General features: G+C 72.2%; 17 protein-coding genes and 1 tRNA gene. 7 read left to right on the forward strand and 11 right to left on the reverse strand.

The features are described 5' to 3' along the window. Positions 1–2 precede the first annotated feature (2 nt). The 3 genes from MNY60_RS12595 to MNY60_RS12605 are packed head-to-tail and all read right to left on the reverse strand — an operon-like array spanning position 3 to position 3312. Entirely contained in the window at positions 3–713 is a 711-nt protein-coding gene (locus MNY60_RS12595) for an RluA family pseudouridine synthase (RefSeq protein ID WP_242338160.1), read from the reverse strand. Further along, on the reverse strand, positions 710–2029 hold the full coding sequence (locus MNY60_RS12600) for a pitrilysin family protein (RefSeq protein ID WP_242338163.1): 1320 nt from the start codon (positions 2027–2029) through the stop codon (positions 710–712). The genes MNY60_RS12595 and MNY60_RS12600 overlap by 4 nt, the downstream gene beginning before the upstream one ends. Continuing rightward, complete coding sequence (locus MNY60_RS12605) at positions 2026–3312, reverse strand: pitrilysin family protein (protein WP_242338165.1); 1287 nt, start codon at positions 3310–3312, stop codon at positions 2026–2028. The genes MNY60_RS12600 and MNY60_RS12605 overlap by 4 nt, the downstream gene beginning before the upstream one ends. 239 nt (positions 3313–3551) lie before the next feature. Between MNY60_RS12605 and MNY60_RS12610 the strand changes: the two genes are divergently transcribed. Beyond that, complete coding sequence (locus MNY60_RS12610; protein WP_242338167.1) at positions 3552–3797, forward strand: helix-turn-helix domain-containing protein; 246 nt, start codon at positions 3552–3554, stop codon at positions 3795–3797. Between the two features lie 10 nt (positions 3798–3807). Here MNY60_RS12610 and MNY60_RS12615 read toward each other — a convergent pair whose 3' ends face one another. After that, the gene (locus MNY60_RS12615) at positions 3808–4050 is read right to left on the reverse strand and encodes a hypothetical protein (protein ID WP_242338169.1); all 243 of its coding nucleotides are present in this window, start codon (positions 4048–4050) and stop codon (positions 3808–3810) included. Between the two features lie 113 nt (positions 4051–4163). Here MNY60_RS12615 and MNY60_RS12620 point away from each other — a divergent pair, with 113 nt between their 5' ends. Then, complete coding sequence (locus tag MNY60_RS12620) at positions 4164–5816, forward strand: HAD-IG family 5'-nucleotidase (RefSeq protein ID WP_242338171.1); 1653 nt, start codon at positions 4164–4166, stop codon at positions 5814–5816. A gap of 101 nt (positions 5817–5917) precedes the next feature. Then, a tRNA-Sec gene (locus MNY60_RS12625) sits at positions 5918–6013 on the forward strand. A 127-nt stretch (positions 6014–6140) separates the two neighbouring features. Here MNY60_RS12625 and MNY60_RS12630 read toward each other — a convergent pair. Next, the gene (locus MNY60_RS12630; protein ID WP_242355006.1) at positions 6141–7811 is read right to left on the reverse strand and encodes a serine/threonine-protein kinase; all 1671 of its coding nucleotides are present in this window, start codon (positions 7809–7811) and stop codon (positions 6141–6143) included. A gap of 144 nt (positions 7812–7955) precedes the next feature. Continuing rightward, complete coding sequence (locus MNY60_RS12635) at positions 7956–8633, reverse strand: hypothetical protein (RefSeq protein WP_242338175.1); 678 nt, start codon at positions 8631–8633, stop codon at positions 7956–7958. Between the two features lie 351 nt (positions 8634–8984). Here MNY60_RS12635 and MNY60_RS12640 point away from each other — a divergent pair, with 351 nt between their 5' ends. Beyond that, complete coding sequence (locus MNY60_RS12640) at positions 8985–9527, forward strand: peroxiredoxin-like family protein (protein ID WP_242338176.1); 543 nt, start codon at positions 8985–8987, stop codon at positions 9525–9527. Positions 9528–9531: 4 nt separating this feature from the next. On the opposite strand, the gene MNY60_RS12645 is transcribed toward MNY60_RS12640, so the two are convergent. Both MNY60_RS12645 and MNY60_RS12650 read right to left on the reverse strand, forming a co-directional pair. After that, positions 9532–11073 carry an FAD-binding oxidoreductase gene (locus tag MNY60_RS12645; protein WP_242355004.1) on the reverse strand — a complete coding sequence of 514 codons (1542 nt, stop codon included), beginning with the start codon at positions 11071–11073 and terminating at the stop codon, positions 9532–9534. Positions 11074–11176: 103 nt separating this feature from the next. Further along, on the reverse strand, positions 11177–13723 hold the full coding sequence (locus MNY60_RS12650; protein ID WP_242360699.1) for a hypothetical protein: 2547 nt from the start codon (positions 13721–13723) through the stop codon (positions 11177–11179). A gap of 322 nt (positions 13724–14045) precedes the next feature. On the opposite strand from MNY60_RS12650, the gene MNY60_RS12655 reads away from it, so the two are divergent. From MNY60_RS12655 to MNY60_RS12665, 3 genes are all read left to right on the forward strand, one after another. Then, a complete protein-coding gene (locus MNY60_RS12655; RefSeq protein ID WP_242338183.1) occupies positions 14046–14279 on the forward strand; it encodes a hypothetical protein in 234 nt (77 codons plus the stop codon). Between the two features lie 143 nt (positions 14280–14422). Further along, positions 14423–14860 carry a hypothetical protein gene (locus MNY60_RS12660; protein ID WP_242354999.1) on the forward strand — a complete coding sequence of 146 codons (438 nt, stop codon included), beginning with the start codon at positions 14423–14425 and terminating at the stop codon, positions 14858–14860. 51 nt (positions 14861–14911) lie between these two features. Further along, positions 14912–15685, forward strand: coding sequence for a hypothetical protein (locus MNY60_RS12665; protein WP_242354997.1), 774 nt, complete (start codon positions 14912–14914; stop codon positions 15683–15685). Between the two features lie 29 nt (positions 15686–15714). On the opposite strand, the gene MNY60_RS12670 is transcribed toward MNY60_RS12665, so the two are convergent. The 3 genes from MNY60_RS12670 to speA form a co-directional block, all read right to left on the reverse strand. Next, positions 15715–15918, reverse strand: coding sequence for a dodecin (locus MNY60_RS12670; protein ID WP_242338189.1), 204 nt, complete (start codon positions 15916–15918; stop codon positions 15715–15717). A gap of 114 nt (positions 15919–16032) precedes the next feature. Next, positions 16033–16458: a DUF1992 domain-containing protein gene (locus tag MNY60_RS12675; protein ID WP_242338191.1), complete on the reverse strand. Its 426-nt coding sequence runs from the start codon at positions 16456–16458 to the stop codon at positions 16033–16035. A 65-nt stretch (positions 16459–16523) separates the two neighbouring features. Beyond that, positions 16524–18503, reverse strand: coding sequence for a biosynthetic arginine decarboxylase (speA, locus tag MNY60_RS12680; protein WP_242338193.1), 1980 nt, complete (start codon positions 18501–18503; stop codon positions 16524–16526). Positions 18504–18636 lie beyond the last annotated feature (133 nt).

Here is an 18636-nt window from a genome sequence, read left to right on the forward strand (position 1 = left end):
CCTCACCCCGCCCGCAGCGCCGCGATCGCCCCGGCCATGTCGTCGGGCAGCGGCGCCTCGAGCACGAGCGGGGCGCCGGTCGCGGGGTGGCGGAGCTCGAGCCGCGCCGCGTGGAGCGGGGTCCGCGCGAGGAGCAGCCGCGCGTCCGGCCCGAGGAGCGGGCCCTCGTCGCCGTAGTCCGGGTCCACCGCGAGCGGGAAGCCGGCGTGCATGAGGTGAACCCGGATCTGGTGCGTGCGCCCGGTCTCCGGCAGCGCCTCCGCGAGCGCGAGCGCGCCGCCCGCCCAGGGCCTCGGCGGGAAGGCCTCGAGCAGCCGGACCACCGTCAGCGCGGCCTTGCCGCGGGCGTCGCCCGGCCGGGCGGGGCGCATCCGTCCCCGGCGCGCCGGCGCGATGGCCGCGTCGAGGCGCGCCTCCTCGGGCGGCGTACCGCGCACGAGCGCGACGTAGCGCTTGCGCGGCTCGCCCCGGTCGAACGCGAGGTTCAGGGCGCGGTGCGCCTCGGCGGTGCGCGGGAAGACGAGCACGCCGGTCGTGCCGCGATCGAGCCGGTGCACGACCCAGAGCCTCCCGTGCTCGGCCTCCAGCTCCTCGCGCAGGCTGCGCTCGTCGCCGCCGCGGCCGGGGATGACGATGCGCCCGGCCGGCTTGTCCACCGCGAGCAGCGCCGCGTCCGAGTGGAGGACGCGGATCCCTCCTCCTTCACCGCTCACACCATCTTCCTCGCGGGGACGACCGACACCGGCCCGAACCGCTCCAGCGCCGGGGCGATCGCCTTCGCCGGGCCGACGGCCACCACCACCCGCCGCTCGAGCGGGAAGTAGCGGCGGGCCGCGAGGCGGCACTCGTCCGCCCCGATCGCGCGGACGCGATCCCGGAACAGCCGGATGTCGTCGTCCGGGAGATCGAAGAGCGCGAGATCCGCGAGCTTCTCCGCGAGCTGGTCGTGCGTCTCGAGGGAGAGCGGAAAGAGGCCGCAGAGGTAGCTCTTCGTGCGCTCCAGCTCCTCGGCCGCCGGCCCCTCCTCGCTGAAGCGCGCCGTCTCGTCGAGCGCCACCTGCACGATCTCGCCGGTGGTCTCGACCTTCGTGAAGGTGGAGATGAAGAAGACTCCGCCCGACGCGCTCGTCGCGAACCGGCTGCGCACCCCGTAGGAGAGGCCGCGGTTCACGCGGATCGCCTCCATGAGACGCGAGGTGAAGCCCCCGCCGAGCAGGGCGCTCGCCACGATCCCGGGGACGTAGTCCGGGCTCTTGCGCGGGAACCCCGCGGAGGCGATGCGCACCTGCGACTGCGTGACGTCCGGCTTGTCCACCACCAGCACCCGCGTCTCCGGCGGCGCCGGCGCGCGCACCGGCGGCTCCGCGCCCTCGGGCCCGCGCCAGGCGCCGAAGCGCCGCCGCACGAGCGCGAGCACCTCCGCGAGCTCAACCTTGCCGACGACCACGAGGATCGCCTCGGAGGGCCTGTAGTGGCGCGCGTGGAAGCCAGCCACGTCGGCCCGGGTGGCCTGGGTGAGATCGCGGACGCGCCCCTCGGGCGAGTGGCCGTAGGGGTGATCGCCGAAGGCGGCGGAGAGCATCGCGCGATCGGCGACCACCGACGGCTCGTCGAGGTCATGGGCGAGCGCCGCGACCTCGCGCCGCTTCAGCCGCTTCACCTCGGCAGGCGGGAACACGGGGTGGGTCGCCACGTCGGCGAGGATGTCCATGCAGCGCGGGAGCTCCTCGACCGGCGCCGAGAGGCCGAAGTAGGTCGCGTCCTCGTCCACGCCCGCGCCGAGCTCCGCGCCGAGCGACTCGACGGCGAGGTCGATCTCGGGACCGGTGCGGCGCCGCGTCCCGCGCCGAGCGGCCAGGGCGACGAGGTGGGCGAGGCCGCTGCGACGCGCGGGGTCGAGCGACGAGCCGCCGCGGAGCACGAGCCGCACCGCCGCGAGGGGCACCCCCGGCCGCTGGGCGACGACGACGGAGAGCCCGCTCGGCAGGGTCTCGCGGTGGATGGGCGGCAGGGCGATGGGGGCGCTCACCGCTGCACCTCGGGATCGAGCGCGACGACGCTCCGCCGGGAGGGATCCAGGTACTCGGCGGCCACCCGCTTGACGTCGCGCGGGCCGACCGCCGCGTAGTGCTCGAGCGCGCGTCCCGCCTCGCGCCAGTCGCCGAGGAGCGCCTCGGCCTGCCCGAGCGCGTGCGCGACCCCGTGGTGCGTCGCGAGCTCGTGAAGGACCGAGCTGCGGAGCAGCGCCTGCGCCCGGCGCACCTCCGCGCTCGAGACCCCCTTCGACGCGGCGCGATCGAGCTCCTCCCAGAGCATCGCCTCCGCCCGGGCGCTCTTCACCTTGGGCGTGAGCTCCGCGAAGGCGAGGAACACCCCCGGGTCGATGCGCCAGCCCCAGCCGATCGACACCGACACCGCGACCTCCTCGTCCTGCACGAGGCGGCGGCGGAGCCGCGAGGACTCGCCCACGGCGAGGCACACCTGCAGGACGTCGAGCGCGGCCGAGTCCGGGCTGCGGGCCGCGGGCCCGCGCCAGCCGGCGAGGAGCGCGGGCGCCTGCGCCGGATAGCGCACGACGGCTCGGCGCTCGCCGCGCTGGGGCGGCTCGCCCTGCGGGACCGGGGCGGGCCGCGGGCCGGCGGGGATGTCCGCGTAGTGGCGCTCGAGCAGCGCGAGCGTCGCGTCGGGGTCCATGTCGCCGACGACGTACACCGCCGCGTTGTTCGGGGCGTAGTAGGTCCGGAAGAACGCCTCGCAGTCGTCGCGGGTGATCCGCTCGATGTCGTCCATCCAGCCGATCACCGGCCAGCGGTACGGGTGCGCGAGGAAGACGAGCGACTCGAGCTGCTCCTCCATGAGCCCGAAGATCGAGTTCTCCGTGCGCAGCCGGCGCTCCTCCTTCACGACCTCGCGCTCCTGCTCCAGCGAGTCGGTCGTGAGCCGGAGCGAGCGCATCCGGTCCGCCTCGAGGTCGATGACGGTCTCGAGCGCGTCGGGCGCGAAGTCCTCGTAGTACGCGGTGACGTCGTTCGAGGTGTAGGCGTTCGAGTGACCGCCGCGCGACTCGAGGACGCGGTCGAACTCCTTCGGCCCGTACTTGGCCGCCCCGTTGAACATCATGTGCTCGAAGAGGTGGCTGATGCCGGTCGTGCCGAGCCGCTCGTTGCGCGAGCCGACCTGGAAGAACGTGTAATAGCTGAGCGTCGGCGCGCTCCGGTCCTGCAGGAGCCGGACGCGGAGGCCGTTCGGGAGCGTGTGCGCCCTCACCTGATCGAGGTCGAGGACGCCCGTGTGCGCGGGAGGGGTCGCCATGTGCGCGCGCGAACATAGCCGCGGGGCGACTCAGCGTCCATGCGCGCGGCCGGGGAAGCGGGGCGATTCTCGGATGTTGCTGTGAGTGGAGCCCCCGCCGGGAAGGCGCCGCACCCCCCTCGTGTGGAGGCTGGACGCATGGTCCGTGGATCGCGAGGGCCATCTCGCCCTAAAGGAGTCGGTCCTTTTCGCTAGGCCGAGTCGTTAGTATTCCCTCCACCCAGGAGAGCGCGCGGAGCATGGCCAGCAAGAACAAGCCACAGCGTGACCCCCGCCGCGAAGAGCTGCGGCGGCTCGGAGAGCGCGTACGAGAGGAGCGCCGCAGCCGCGGCCTCACGCAGGAGGCGCTCGCCGAGGCGCTCGACCTGTCGGTCGCGTACGTGAGCCTCATCGAGCGCGGCGGCCGCAACCCGCCCTACACCACCGTGGTCGCCATCGCGCGGGCGCTCGGCGTTCCGGCGTCACGGATGGTCGCGGACGAGTAGCCTCGAGCGGCTAGAGCGAGTCGAGCGGCCGCCCGCAGCTCGCGCAGCGCCCGGCGCGCCGCCGCAGCGGGAGGCCGCAGCCCGGGCAGCGCTTCACCTCGCGGGTGCGCTTCACGCGCGCGGCGCGCCCATCGCCCGGGGGAGCGCGTCCGGCCTCGAGCCGGGCGATGCGATCCTCGAGCTGCTCGATGCGGGCGGCGAGCTCGGTGAGGGTGAGGCGCCTCGGCACGGTGCGCGCGAGCGTGCCACGCACGCCACCCCGGTCAACTTTCCCGGCGGGCCTGCCGCCCGCCGCCTCGGCGCCGCGAGCATCCGCCCGCACGATCGTTGAGCCGGTGCGCCGGGCGGGTTATCACGGCCTCCGACATGCCAACCGCCAGAGGGGGCGTCCCGGCCGGCGCCGTCGGGCACGCCGCGCCCGCCACACCGACCGCAGGGCGCGCGTACGAGGCGCCCGAGCTCCTGTCGCTGCTCACCACGCCGCACGTCGGTCACCGCGAGGTGCCGCGCGCACGCCAGGTCTTCGTCAACCGGAACCTCCGGATGGACAAGATCGAGGCCGTCGGCTTCGACATGGACTACACGCTCGCGATGTACCACCTGCAGCGGCTCGAGGAGCTCGCGTTCGGGATGACGCTCGCGCGCATGATCTCCGCGCGCGGCTACCCGCAGCAGCTCGGCGTCCTCCAGTACGACCCCGCCTTCGTCATCCGCGGGCTCGTGATGGACAAGCTGCACGGCAACATCTTCAAGATGGACCGGCACAACCACGTGGGCCGCTGCTACCACGGGCGCCGCCCCCTGCCGCACGAGGAGCTCCGCCGCCTCTACCGCGACGAGAAGGTCCACCTCTCCTCCCCGCGCTTCGCCTGGATCGACACGCTCTTCGCGCTGCCCGAGGCGAGCCTGTTCGCCGGGATCATCGAGCACCTCGAGGGCGAGGGGCAGACGATCGACTACGAGAAGCTCTGGCAGGACATCCGCGAGTCCATCGACACGGTGCACCGCGACGGCACGCTCAAGGCGGAGGTGAAGAAGGACCTCCCGCGCTACCTCGTGAAGGACGCCGAGCTCGGCCCCGCGCTCCACAAGCTCCGCTCCGGCGGGAAGAAGCTCTTCCTCCTCACGAACTCGCTCTGGGACTACACCGACGCCGTGATGTCCTACGTCCTCGACGACGTCCTCCCCGAGTACCCGAGCTGGCGGAACTACTTCGACGCGGTGGTGACCGGCGCGGCGAAGCCCGCCTTCTTCTCCGAGCGCCGGCCGCTGTACGCGCTCGCGCCGGACGGCGCGCGCGCCGGCGAGGCAACCTCCATCGAGCGCGGTCGCTGGTACGAGGGGGGCGATCTCCCCACGCTGGAGCGGCTCATCGGCATCGGCGGGGACCGGATCCTCTACGTCGGCGACCACATCTACGGCGACATCCTGCGCTCGAAGAAGAGCTCCCTCTGGCGCACCTGCATGGTCGTCGAGGAGCTCGAGGCCGAGCTCGCCTGGCTCGAGAAGAACCAGGACGCGCTCGCCGAGATGGCGCGGCTCGAGGCCCTGCGCGTCCGCATCGAGGACGAGGTCGCGGTGCACCGCTCGGCCCTGAACGCGCTCGACCGGCGCCTCGATCGCGTGGGCGATCCTGCGGAGCGCGAGCGGCTCGAGGCGACGCGGCGGCGCGACAAGGCCGAGCTCGAGGTGCTCCGCCGCGCGCGCCGGGACGCGGACGATCGCGTGCGCGAGCTGGAGCGCGCGGTCGAGGAGGGCTTCAACCCGTACTGGGGGCTCACCTTCAAGGAGGGCCACGAGAACTCGCGCTTCGCCGAGCAGATCGAGAACTACGCCTGCATCTACACGAGCCGCGCGTCGAACCTGGTCTTCTACTCGCCGATGCAGTACTTCCGCTCGCCGCGCGCCGCCATGCCGCACGAGCGCACCGCCGCGACCCGCCTGTCGCCCTGGGGCGACGAGCACGGCGCGCCCCTCGCCGGCGACCGCCCGTCGCGTGTGTCGAAGGCGTCGAAGTAGGCCCGCTCGCGGGACAGAGGCCTCATGCTCCGCGGCGCCCGCGCGCTTCGCCGCGGTGCCGCCGCTTGACGGTGCCGGGCGCTGCGCATAAACCCTTGCGCGGCAGAGCGTCCTAGGCTGGTGCCGGGCCCGGTCTTCAAAACCGGTGGATGGTGCTGAGAGGCGCTGTTGGGGGGTTCGATTCCCCTGCTCTGCCGTTTTCTCGATTCGTTTTCGGCGCACGCGCTCATCGGGCGAGCCCGCACCGCACGCGCGCTCACGGCGAGGCGCAGCCCGGCTCGTCCTCGGGCAGCTCCACTCGGATCGCTGCAGGAAACGCAGCCGTCAGCGACGACGCCGCGCCACCTTCGGCTTCTTCGCCACGCCGTGGAGCGCGACGTTGGCCGTGTTGTCCCTGCGGAGATCGACGGCGAACTTCACCTGCTTGTAGCCGTCGAGGGTCAACCGCAGCCAGACCTCCGCCGCCTTGCGGGCGACGTTCACTCGAAGCGGTGTCTTCCCCAGGCGTTGCCCTGTGTCGAGCCGGACGACGGACGCGCCGGGCGGTGACGAGCGAATGAGAAGCTCGACGGATCCCCGCTGCTGCGGTCCGGAAGCGGACGTCGTGCGCGAGGGAGACGTCGCCCGCGAGGTCGTCGCCGGACGCTGCGATGTCGCCGGCGCGGCCGGGGTCGACGTCGCCGGACGCGAGGGAGGCGTCGCCCGCGAGGTCGTCGGACGCGGCGATGCCGCCGGCGCGACCGAGGTCGACGGCGCCGGACGCTGCGATGTCGTCGGCGCGGCCGAGGCCGACGTCCCCGGACGCGGCGATGCCGCCGGCGCGGACGAGGTCGAGGTCGCGGATGACGTCCCGCTCGGACTCGCGGTCGGGCTCGGGATCGCGGGCGAGATCGGGGTCCCGGTCGCGTCGGACGACGGCGACGGGACCGCTGGAGCCGCCGACGCGAGCTCCCGCACCAGCCTTCGGCCGGGCTCGAGCGCTGCGCCGAGGTTCCGCGGGACGCCGAACCGCAGGGCGACGACAGCGCCGGTCGCCACGACGGCCGCCGAGGCGACCGCAGCGAGGAGGCGGCGCGGGCGTACGATCGAGCGGCGACGGCGCGGCGCGTGCAGCGCCCTGGCGAGGGCCGACATCGACTCGAAGCGATCATCCGGGCGCTTCTCGAGGGTCTTCGTGAGGACCGCCCCGAGCCAGGCCGGGATGCGTTCGCCGCGCGGCGTCCGCCGCGGCAGCGCCTTCTGGGGCTGCTCACGGATGAAGATCGCAAGCTCGACGAAGCTCGGTGCGGTGAACGGCACGCTGCCCGAGAGCAGCTCGTACAGGACGACGCCCGCTGCCCAGATGTCGGCGCGTCGATCGACGTCCCTCCCCAGCGCCTGCTCCGGCGCCATGTAGTGCGGCGTCCCCAGGACCATCCCGGCCGAGGTGGCGGCGTTGTCGACGGGATCGCGCAGCTTCGCGACCCCGAAGTCGAGCACCTTCACGAAGTCGGCGCCGTCCCTCTCCACGACGAAGATGTTGTCCGGCTTGAGATCGCGGTGGACGACCCCCTTCTCGTGCGCAGCCTCGAGCGCCTCGCACACCTGCGTCACGATCCGGAGAATCCGACTCAGCGGCGGGTACTTCCGGCCGCGCTGGGCCATCAGCTCGCGCAGGCTCGTGCCTTCGAGCAGCTCCATCACGAGGTACGCGAGCCCGGGCGCCTCGACGAAGTCGGTGACCTCGACGATGTGCTCGTGGTCGATGTCGTTCACGACCCGCGCCTCGCGGAAGAAGCGCTCGACGACATCGGGCCGCGCCACGTACTCCGGGTTCAGGACCTTGATGGCGACTTCCCGCCCGAGCCGGATGTGGCGCGCGCGGTAGACGCACCCCATGGCTCCCCTGCCCAGCACGGCCACGAGCTCGTAGCTGCCGAGCGTGGTGCCGACGTCCACGGCCGGCGCCGTGCCGACGATGGTGGAGGAGAGCTCGCTCATGAGGTCGTCCGCCATGGTACCGCGAGCAGTCGCGGTCAGGGAACCGTCGGCCCATGGAGCGCCGTCGCGACGGGCGCGGAGGAGCGGCACGCCGAGACGTTCGCGAAGAACGGTGGCGGGGAACGCCTTGAGTCGTTCTGAGCGCTCCGGGGAGCGAGCTCAGTCCCAGGGCTCCTTCCAGGTCACCGTCACGTCGTGCAGGTCGCCGAGCTCGGCGTCGTACGCGATCACCGACGCCTCGATGGTGACGCTCACGTTCCGGCGGAAGACCTGGTCGAGGCGGCGCACGAGATAACGGTAGCCCGCGTAATCCGGTCCGAGCTGCGCTGCCGCCCGCGATTCGGCCTCGACCTCGAGCGATGGACGATGCCCCGTGATGACCGGGAAGACGGCGGGTACGATCGCGACCAGGAGCGCGGCCATGAGACCCAGCGCCAGGCCACCTGCGTACGGAGCCCGCCCGCGTGACGCCGTGCTCGGCCATGCGCCCTCGGAGCGTCGGGTCATGCGCCACGCGGCCGTCGCGAGCCCGATGGCGACGAGACGCAGGACCATCGTGGCTTCGACGTGGTGCTGGCTTCGCGTGAAGCAGATCCAGCTCAGCTCCCACGGAACGGCCATGAAGTAAGCGATCGCCTCACCGAACACCACGCCGGCCACCTCGGCCACGGACCATGCGAGTACCCACGGCTTCGGAGTCTTCACCGCGAGCGGGTTGAGGACGGCGATCGCGCTGGTCGCCAATCCCCCGAGGACGAGCGTTGCCCACGGCGCGGTCACCGGCGCGATCGTGTGAAGCACGATGAAGCACTCGAGCGCAAAGATGACGAACAGCACCAGCGGTAGGTGCGGGGGCACGGCCACGCTCGGACCGAGGCCTCCTGGTCGTGCGGGCTCCGCTCTCGTGGATTCCATGGCGTCGGCAACCGTACTGCGTTCACCCGGAGTCCGACACGTTTCTTCGCCTCCCCCGATGGTCCTCCGGGTACGACCGCGGCGAAGGCGCGCAGTCGTCCGGGGGTGACGCCACGCGCGTCAGATCACTTGCCGCATCCCTCCTGAGCCGAGCCCGCGCAGCGCAAGACGATCAGGCCGTGCCGGCGCGCCTCCGTGAGCGAGTGGCCCGCCCTCTCGATGCGGACCTGCTACTTTTCTCGTAGTGTCGTCTCCCATTCGGAGGGTCCGGCCGTGAAGCTTCGCGTCGGAGACCGTGCGCCGGCGGTGGTGCTGGAGGCGCTGGACGGGTCGAGGCTGCAGTGCCAGGTGCCCCGTGGCCCTGTCGTGGTGTCGTTCACGCGTCATGCGGGCTGCCCGGTGTGTCAGCTCCACGTCGGCCGCATCGCGGCGGCAATGCCTGAATTCCAGGCGCTCTCATGTGCGGTCTGGATGGTGTTTCAATCCGCGCCGGCGCGGCTCCAGGCTGCCATGGCCGAATGGCGGCCGGGGTTCCTGGCCGTGGCCGACCCCGGCGCCGTCCTTTACGACGCGTTCGGCGTGGGCGCGAGCCTGAGCGGGTACCTCCACCCGCGTTCCATGCTCGCGCTGGTTCGGGCCACGCGAGCCGGAAAGCGCCACCGCCGGTTCGAGGGTCGTGAGACCCAGATGCCCGCCGACTTCGTGCTCGATCGGACGGGGCGGATCGTCCTGGCGCACGTTGGACGGAGCGTCGGCGACGACGTGCCCGTCGCCACGCTGCTCGGGGCGGTGGCCGAGTCCGCGAAGCAGGCGTGACGCATCACGGCAGCCGGACCGACAGCGCGTGCCGGAACACGTCGCGAGGATCCCAGCGCGCCTTGACGCGCTGCAGCCGCGGGTAGTTGTCCTTGTAGTAGAGCGTGTGCCACGGGACGCCGGAGGTGTTCCACCGCGGATCGGCGAGGTCCGCGTCCGGATGGTTGATGAACGCGCCGTCGCTCGCCTCGCCGGGCGCGGGCACGCCGCCGGTGTCGGCGAAGAGCTCCCGGTAGAGCGCGCGAACCCAGCCCAGGTTGCGCTCCGCCTCGCTCGGATCCATCCAGCCCGCGTTGCAGGAGGTGGTGAGGATCGAGTCGCGCTGCGCCGAGGCGGTCGCGTCGGGCGCCACGGTGTTGACCTTCCCGCCGTAGGTCGCGAGGCCGAGCATGCCGCCGGGCACGTCCACGTCGGTCCGGGTGAGGAAGTGGTGGGCGACCTCGATCTGCCGATCCGTGAAGCGCCTGCGCAGGAAGGCGTCCTTCATCTTGAAGCTGGCGTTCTCGGCGCCCGGCGCGCGGAACAGCTCGGGGAAAGGGTTCAGGGCGAAGCGCAGCCAGGTGCTCGTCTCGAGCTGGCGGGTGCAGGCCGCGCCCACTCCCTGGTTCAGGGCATCGAGGTGCTCGTGACAGAGCCGTTCGGCGTCGGGACCGGCGGTGGAGAGCCCGCGCAGCTCGACCTTGCCGGTCTGGCGACGGTTGAGGAAGAGGATGCTGAACAGCTTGGCGCCGGGAGCGTCCGCGCCCGCGTTGCGCTCGCACCACTCCCCGTGATTGCGCAGGAGCCTCGCGAACGCCCGCTCGTCGAGCTCGTCCCAGCTCCACCCCACCCGGAACGTCCGGATCGACGCCGGCGCAGGCGGCAACAGCGAGGCAGGGTCGGTCCCGCGAGCGCCCGGCGACCTGAACCAGTAGCGCGTGACGATGCCGAAGTTGCCGCCCCCGCCGCCGGTGTGCGCCCACCAGAGCTCGCGGTTGGGATCGGAGGGTTCCCGCGTCGCCACCACGCTGCGGGCGGTACCGGCCTCGTCCACCGTCACGACCTCGACAGCGTACAGGTGGTCCGCCGCGAGCCCATGCTCCCTGCACAGGAAGCCGAAGGCGCCTCCCAGCACGTGCCCGCCCACGCCGATGTCCGGGCTCTCGCCGGCGGGGACGGTCACTCCCCAGCCGAGGAACAGCTTCCGGTACAGCTCGCCCAGCGTGGTCCCCGCCTCCACCACGAAGGCGGACATCTCCGGGTCGTAGGCGACGCCGGTCATGAGGGAGGTGTCGATGAGCACCCGCACGGCCGGATCGGCGACGAGCCCCTCCAGGCAGTGGCCTCCGCTGCGGACCGCCACCCGCAGGTCCTCCCGCACCGCCTCCTGAACCGCCTGGACCACCTGCTCGGTCGAGCCGACCAGCCGCACGTAGTCGGGTTTCCCGCGGAAGCGCCTGTTGAATCCGCGGTGGGCCAGGTCGGCGTAGCGCGGGTCGTCCGGGCCGATCCGGCCAGGGACGGCCGGATCGGTCCGCGGCGAGCCCGCTTCTGTTCGAGCGCTCATCCTTGGACCCTAGTGCCCCGCCGCGGGACGCCCCACGGTTTCGGCCTGCGCGGCCGCAGCGCGCGGCGTCACAAATGAGCACCCGGCGGCGCGGACGCGCCCGTCACGGAGCGGTCAGCGTCGACGGCACCGGGACGACCATGACCGCGTCGTCACCCGCGATGAAGAGCGTGGTCGCGTCCGGGGTCATCGCCATCACGGCCTCGCGGCTCTGAATGGTGAAGCCGCTCCGCACCGTCGGGTACTCGGGGAGCTGGAAGTACCCCAGCAGCGGCGGGTCGCCGCTCACGGCCGCGGTCGAGTCGAACACCCAGACCCTCGGCAGGTCGAGGCTCCCGATGCTGTAGCTCAGCACGTACGCGCGGCTTCCGTCCGGCGACACGGTGGCGGCGATGGTCGTGCCTCCCGTGTACTTCGTGTAGGAATCCGGCAGCCAGAGTCGCCCCACGAAGGCGAAGGAGGCGTCCCAGAGCGCGGCCTCGCTGTAGCTGACGGTCACGAATCGGCTGCCTACCTCGTCGATGCCGAAGTTTCCCTCGAAGTAGAAGCCGCCGTCCTTCAGCGTGCCGTCGGCGCCGTCGAGGTGCATGCGGCCGGTTCGACCGTCGACCATGAGGCGCTCGCCGTTGCCGCTCACCGCGAGCCATGGCCCTTCGTAGAAATTCAGGCCCGTGTTCGAGAACGTCCGGCGCGCCAGGTCGAAGAACCCGAGGTCGTCGATGCCCGTGTCACCGAACGGCAGCCAGACGCGGCCGTCGTTCGTCACCGCGACGCCGTCCGGGCGCAGGGAGGCCGGACCGAGCGCGCCGCCGCGGTCGTAGGTCGCCTGCTCCGTCAGCGTGACCGGATCGAGCAAGCGGAGCTTGCCCGACCAGGAGACGGCGATCACCGCGCCAGCATCGGGAGTGAGCGCCAGGTCGCGCAGGTCGGCGATCGCCTGACTCGCCGCCGTCCACGCGCCCCCCGCGTAACCGACGCGCACCGCCACGCCCGGCATCGAGGCCCACAGCGCCTGATGCCGCGGATCGTAGATGAGCTGACGCTTGCGGCCCGAGGTCTGCACCCGCGCGTAGGCCAGCGTGGGCGCATCGACGACGTGCAGCGCCGCCGCCGCCGTGGGCGATCCGAGGGCGTTCGACGCGCTGATCGCGTATTCGCCGGCCGGCGCGGCGGGCACGTCGAGCGCCACCTCGGTGTCGCTGACGCGCGTGACGCCCACGCCGGTGAGTCCCTCCACCGTGATCCCCGCCGCGACGTCGGCGAGCCCGTCGAACCCCACGCCGCGCGCGAGGACGCGATGCGCCCGGCCGGCGAGGATGACCCCGGGCCCGAGCGAGCGCACCTCCGGGAGCCGCTTGCTGAGGGTGACCTTGAACTGGACGGGGGTGATGCTCGGGGGATCGGCGGCCACGCGGACCGTCGCCACCTGCGTGCTGCCGTTCTCGACGGACTGCAGTGCCTCGGGCGTGACGCGGAAGCCGAGCGGCGTCCCCGTCCAGCCGGTGCCGGCATCGAGCGTGAGCCAGGCGGCGTCGGTCGCGGCGGTCCAGGCGCGAGCGGGGCCGCCGGCCATCGTCACGGGCACGCTGCCCAGCAGGTCCGCGGGGACCGAGGTCGCTGTGAGGGTCAGCGCCTGATCCTGCGGCTTCAGCAGGCCCGGTCCGACGGTGAGCGTCACGGTGACCGACCGGCCGGTGGTGAAGCCGTCGCCCCTGACGTAAAGCCAGGCCGTGTAGCTCCCCTGGGACAGGGCGCCGGCGTCGGCGCGGAGGTCGAGGCCCCCGTCCGTGGGGGTCACGCCGAGCCATCCGCTCGCGCCGGAGCCGTAGCTCACGCTCGTCGTCAGCGGCGGGTTCCAGCTCGGGGGCGTGACGCCCACGTGCGCGGACGCGTCGGCGCCCTCCGTCGTGGTGAGCGCCAGCGAGCTCGTGTCCAGGGACAGGTCGTGTCTTCCTCCGGGCGCCTCCGTGACCGAGTAGGTCACCCGGAGCGTGCGCTGCGAGCCACCGGCCGCGACGTAGAGATAGGCGTCGTAGGCGCCCGCCGGAACGCTGGCGGCGACGAGCGTGAAGCCCGACGCGGTCTCGTCCGCGACGCGCAGCCAGGAAGGAAGGCCCGACACGCGGAAGCTGGTCGCACCGTACGGCAGCTGCACCGCGACCGGGGCGCTGGCGGGCGAGCCGCTCACCGCCGACAGCGCCACCTGGTCGGGCGCGACCTTCAGGATGGGCAGGACCTCGACCGTGTACTGCAGCCGGAACGGCGACCCCCGCACCGGAGAGCTGCACCCTGCGTCGTAGCAAACGTTCACCGCCAGCGTGCCCGCGTAGGTCCCGGGCGCGAGGGAGGACTTCGAGGAGATCCAGAGACGCGCCTGCGTCTCCATCACCTCGACCTGCGCGCCGGCGATCGCCTCGCCCTGGTCCACGGCGCTCACGCGGATGCTGGCGCTCGTCTGCCCGGAGACGCTCGCGGTCACGGTGGCCGAGAGCGACGTGCCCTCGTCACCCCGCATCGTGAAGTGGTCTGTGTCGAGGGTGACGGTCACGCCTCCGCCGGGCCCCGCGCCGCCGCCGCCGCCGCCGCTGCATGCCGCCGCGAGCAACGCCAGGATGACCAGCGCCGTCACGCCACCCGTCCGTCTCGACATGTGTCGCGCCCCTCCCGCAATACACCTGCGGTTCAATGACTTCGGGTGCGCATTCTCCGACGGTCAGGGACGCCAGGGGAGCAATCCTTCGGCCCCGTGGAAGGACACCCGCCCACCTGCGCCCGCGAGTGTAGGCGCCTCGCACCTCGCGGGCGCCGCACGCGCGATACCCTGCCCCCGCCGCGAAACGGTCCTGAGAGCGCGCAGGCTGGCCTCCCGTCCTCTTGGGCCCCTACGCGCCGCTGGGCGCAAAATGATGAAAGAGTAAGGACTTCTCGGCCTGCAACGAGGATCCGCGGGCCTTTGCCGCCGGAGTGACGCGATGGCCCCCTCCTCTCCTCGAGACCCCCCGCGACCGCCCGGCGCACACGTCGCGCCCCCCGTCGTCTACGTCGAGCCGAAGTGGGACTACAAGCACGTGGTACGCGACCTCGCCGAGGAGGCGACGCTCGACGAGGCCGAGCTGAACGCGCTCGGCGCGAACGGGTGGGAGCTCGTCGCAGTGCTCGCCCACGGCAGCACCGCGCACTTCTACTTCAAGCGCCAGAAGGACTGACGGCCGCGCGCTGCGAGCGGGCGGACGCCCAGCCGCTCGCGGAGCCGACGCTCCCTCGGTGCGAGGCGAAAGCGACGCGCGGCGGGCCCGCGCGCTCCCATCCCCGGCGGACGAGGACCACACTTTCCTCGAAAGGACCCGCCATGCGCACGCACCTCTCGATCGCCCTGGGGCTCGCCCTCGCCGCCGCAGGCTGCCGGACCGCCCAGGGCACGCGGGCGAGCAGTGGGAACGCCGGCCGCACCGTGGAGGGCCGGGTCGAGGAGGTGGGCCGCGACGACGGGACCGTCACGTTGCGGGTGGGCGACAAGCGTCGCGAGGTCCTCGTCGCACCGGAGGCCGAGATCAAGGTGGACGACTTCAAGGCGACGTTCGAGGACCTGAAGGAAGGGCAGCGCGTGCGCGCGGCGCTCGACGAGTCGAAGGGACAGACGGAGGGCTACCGCATCGAGATCCTCGACAAGGGAGCGACCGCGCCGACCGACGTCGAGAAGCCCGCGCCGACAGAGGTCGAGAAGCCCGCGGCCCGTAGCGCCGACGCCCCGTCCGCCGAGCCCGAGGGTGAACGGAACGCGCAGTGAGCCGCGCCGGCTGGACGCCGAGATGGGCGTCCGGTCCCCATCACCCGGGACGTGACGTTCGCCCTCCACTCGTGGAGAATGGCGCGGCCGTATCGCCCCGAGGTGAACGTCCTGCTGCCCTGCCCGCGCGCCGCCGCCCTCGTCGCCGCCGCCGTCGCCCTCTCCGGCTGCACCGCGGAGATGGAGCTCGGGCGCGCCCGGACGCTCGACGCCGGCGAGTGGGACCTGGGCGCTGCGATCGGGTTCTCGGGCTACGGGCACGAGCGCAAGGTCCCGCAGGAGCACCCCACGGGCGGCGTGGTCCTGCCCCTGGTGCCGGTCGTGCCCGTCGAGCTCTGGGCGGCGCGCGGGATCGCGCCCCGCCTCGAGGTCGACGGGCGCCTGTCGGTGCTGTCGGCGCAGCTCGGCGTCAAGGCCCAGGCCGTCCGAACGCGGCACCTCGACCTGTCGCTCGCCGCGACGGGCATCGCCGAGCTCACGGGACGGCCGGAGCTCGAGCCCACCACGCGGGCGCGGGTCGCGCTCATCGCCGGGGTGCCGCTCGTCTACGGCCTGGAGCTCGACGTGGCCCCGCAGTGCAGCTGGAGTCTCCGTCCGGCCCTCGCGCAGCCGGAGCTGTGGGGCGCCACGGGGCAGCTCCACTACGGGCCGCTGCCCGGCGGGATGCGCCGCGTCGGGCTCGCCGTGTCGGTGCTCCACTACGACCGCGCGACGGCGGCGCAGGCCGGCGACGTCACGGCCGGCAGGTTCGTCGGCGTGGCGCTCGTGTTCTCGGCGACGCGAGTCGTACCCGCGATCCCGGGCGCAGGGCTCGGCGAGCGATGAGCGCGGGCGGGACGGCCTGCCGCCCGCCGCTACTCCAGCTTGAACCCGACCCGCAGCGTGACCTGGAACTCCGAGACCTTGCCGTCCTTGATGGCGCCGCGCTCCTCGACGACCTCGAACCATGCCATGTGCCGGATGGACTTCGAGGCCTCCTCGATCGCCGCGCGCGTCGCCTCCGCGAAGCTCGTGGGGGACGTGCCGACGATCTCGATCTTCTTGTAGACCCCGGACATGCGCGGCTCCTCGGCGGAGGGCGGCGCGGGCGCCGCCTCGGGTGAGTGGTGCCGGAACCATGGCCCCGGCCCTCGCCTCGAGCGCGGCCCAGTGGGGGAAGACCACACCGGTGGTCACGGCGCTGCGGTGCCGTACGGGGCGAGCCGCCCCTCGCGCCAGCGCCGCAGCACCTCCTCGACGTCGAGCGGCGCGAGCGTGGTCGGCGGCCAGCCGACGAAGGTCGCGTTGAGGCGGCGGATCTTGGCGTTCAGCGCCTCGAGCCGCTCGCGGGCGAGGTGCTCGTCGCGATCGCGCGCGACGGCGGCGAGCACCGCCTCCGCCTCGTGGCGGATGGCGATCGAGTCCGGGAGGCTCGACAGCTTCTCGCGCCGGAGCTTCTCCTTGATCCACCACGCCTCCGGGAGCGCGCCGCCGCTGAGCGGCAGGGGCTTGCCCGCACCGGAGAGCCGCTCGAAGGCGCCCTCCTCCTGGGCCTCGCGGATGAGCCGCTCGGCGTAGGACTCGAAGGTCTCTCCGGGCTTGCGAGGACGCTCGGCCACTCCCCTTCGATAACGGCGGCCGCCGGCGCTCCGCAACCGCCCGCCGCGGGGCGCGGGGGGCGGGATCAGACGCCGAGGTAGGTGTACCCCTTCATCACCGCCTCGTAGAAGTCGGCGAGCGACACGCCCTCCTTCGGACGGATCGCGCCCTCCTTCACCTTGCCATCGAGCGCGCCCTTCACGCGCCGCGAGAGCTCGGCGGGCTCGTACTGGAGGCGCGAGAGCACCTTCTCGATGGTGTCTCCCGGGATGACCTCCTCGATGTAGAAGTCCTCCGGATCCTCGTCGTCCACGAAGACGTGGATCTCGTTCACCCGGCCGAACAGGTTGTGCATGTCGCCCATGATGTCCTGGTAGGCGCCGGTCATGAACATGCCGAGGTAGTAGGGATCGCCCGGCCTGAGCGCGTGGAGCGAGAGCGTCTCGTCCACGCCGTCGTTCTCGATGAAGCGGTCGATCTTGCCGTCGGAGTCGCAGGTGATGTCGACGATGGTGCAGTCCTTCGTCGGCACCTCGCCCATCCGGTGCAGGGGCACGATCGGGAAGAGCTGGTCGAACGCCCAGTGATCCGGCGCGCTCTGGAAGAGCGAGAAGTTCGCCATGTACTGGTCGGCGATCTTGTCGGCGAGGTCGCGCGTCTCGCGCGGGAGCCGCTTCTTGCCGCGGTTCAGGTCGGCGATCCCGCGCACGAGCTTCCAGAAGAGGCTCTCCACGACCGCTCGCTCCTCGAGGCCGAGGATGCCGAGCTTGAACATCTGGAGCGCCTCCTCCTTCTTGGCGGCCGCGTCGTGGTACGCCTCCGCGCGGTTCCGCGGCGTCATCGAGGAGACGATCTCGCGCATCTCCCGCACGAGCTTCGGCTCGTCCGGCCTCGGCGCCGAGGCGGCGGCGATCTCCTCCGCCGACCCGATCTCGATGTGGCCGAACACGTTCATGATGATGCAGGAGTGGTGCGCGGTGATGGCGCGCCCGGACTCCGTCACGAGGTGCGGCTCGGGGACGCCCTCGTTCACGCAGACGCGCTGGACGTTGTAGACGACGTCGCCGACGTACTCGTCGAGCGTGTAGTTGACCGTCGAGGCGATGGTGCCGGGCTGCGCGTTGCCGTTGGTCTGGACGCCGACGTAGTCCACGCCCATCCCGCCGCCCACGTCGAAGTACTCGATGGGCAGCCCCATCTTCCGCAGCTTGGCGTAGACGCGGGCGCCCTCGTTCACCGCGTCCTTCACCACCCGGATCTCGGTGAGCTGCGAGCCGACGTGGAAGTGGAGCAGCTTCGCGCAGTGCTCCTTCCCCGCCTCCTTGAGGATCCGCACCGCGTGGATGAGCTCGGGCACGGTGAGGCCGAACTTGGCGAAGTCGCCGGACGAGCCCTCCCACTTCCCGGTGCCGCGGGTGGTGAGCTTCGAGCGGAGCCCGATCATCGGCTCGACGCCCATCTCCTCCCCGAGCTTGAGGAGCTGGGGCAGCTCGGAGAGCTTCTCGATGACGACGATGACCTTCCGGCCGAGCTTGCGGCCGAGCAGCGCCAGCCGGAGGAACTGCTCGTCCTTGTACCCGTTGCAGATGGTGAGCGCCTCGGGGTTGGTGTTCATCCCGAGCACCACGAGCAGCTCGCCCTTCGAGCCCGCCTCGAGGCCGTAGTTGTACGGGGCGCCGGCGTCGAGGATCTCCTCGACCACCTCGCGCATCTGGTTCACCTTGATCGGGTAGACGCCGAAGTAGCGGCCGCCGTACCCCATCTCGGCCGTCGCCTTCGCGAACGCCTCGTTGATCTGCTTCACGCGCGCGCGGAGCACGTCCTGGAAGCGGACCACGCACGGGAAGCCGATCTTCCGCTCGCGGATGTCCTCGACCACGTCCATGAGGTCGATGACCGGGCCCGGCTGGCCCATGGGGTGGACGACCACGTGGCCCTTCTCGTTCACGGAGAAGAACCCGGCGCCCCACCCGCCCACGTTGTAGTACTGCATCGCGCGGTCGATGGACCAATCCGCAGGCGCCATCGCCGTCGTCGCGTCGCTCCGATGTTCCGGGATGTTCATCGCCCGCTGATCTACGACAGCGCGCCCGAGAAATCGAGCGCGTGTGACATCGATCTGGAGCGCCGCGTGCGTTATAGCGGGCGCCGTGCCCGCCGCCCGTTCCCACCCCCTGCCCCCGCAGCCTCCGCGCGGC

Origin of the sequence: Anaeromyxobacter sp. SG17 (assembly GCF_022690695.1) — a bacterium.
In the GTDB taxonomy this organism is placed as follows: domain Bacteria; phylum Myxococcota; class Myxococcia; order Myxococcales; family Anaeromyxobacteraceae; genus Anaeromyxobacter; species Anaeromyxobacter soli.